The organism is Zhenhengia yiwuensis, assembly GCF_014384995.1.
GTDB lineage: Bacteria > Bacillota > Clostridia > Lachnospirales > Cellulosilyticaceae > Zhenhengia > Zhenhengia yiwuensis.
Genome location: NZ_JACRSY010000115.1, coordinates 1 through 875 on the forward strand (window position 1 = coordinate 1; position 875 = coordinate 875).

An 875-nucleotide genomic window follows, 5' to 3' on the forward strand; every position below is an offset into this window, starting at 1 on the left:
GCGTGTCGTAGCGCATTATGATGGCTTAGGTTTTATGTTAGGGGATGGCATCTTTGGTGTGGATATAGATGGAGTAGACCTGAAAGATTCTATAGTCAATGAAGTTATAACCACACTAGGCAGCTATGCCGAAGTCTCACCAAGCGGCAAGGGTATCCATGTCATTTGTAAAGGCAGTAAGCCACAGGGAGCTTGCAGAAAAGGCAACTTTGAATGCTACGAGAAGGGAAGGTTTTTTACAGTAACAGGGAATGTTATTAAGCCTTATACCATACTTAGGGATTGTAGTGAAGCCATTAAGCCACTCTATGAGAAGTACTTGAAACCTCAAGAACCTAAAAGAATTTCTACCACACAACTAGCCTTTAGTGGAGGCGAGTCCCTCTCTGATAGTGAAGTCATTGATAAGGCAAGTAAGCAAGCTAAATTTAATGACCTTTATTATTATGGCTGGGGAAGTGGTGATGCTTCAAGAGATGATATGACCTTGATTAATCTTCTTATCTTTTGGACTAAAGGCAATCTTAGTCAGGTTGATAGGCTTTTTAGAAGTAGTGCTTTAATGAGAGATAAGTGGAACAGGAAACAAAGTGGATCAACCTATGGAAACTTAACGATTCATAAATGTATGAGGAATTATAGTGGGAGCTATTATAACCCACATCATTATAAAGAGGAGGCGAAATAGTGGAACAAGAGGAGATAAAGATTGATTTATCAAAGATAGATTTTAATAAAGATAGAAGCTATGGATTTTTGAAAGTAGAGGATAAAGAGGAAAAAAATAAGAAGTATAAGTTATTACTAAAAGAAGCTATAAGTAGGGGGGAAGAAAAATTATTTAAAAAGAAAGTGCAGGAGCTGAAAGGGGAGGA

General features: G+C 37.6%; 2 protein-coding genes. Both read left to right on the plus strand.

Annotated elements, in window-relative coordinates:
• Positions 1 to 688, plus strand: a 688-nt coding sequence (locus tag H8718_RS20280) for a phage NrS-1 polymerase family protein (protein WP_456300773.1), incomplete at its 5' end; no start/stop codon positions are given.
• Positions 688 to 875: hypothetical protein (locus H8718_RS20285; protein ID WP_249334869.1), on the plus strand; the 188-nt coding region annotated here is incomplete at its 3' end. The genes H8718_RS20280 and H8718_RS20285, both read left to right, overlap by 1 nt.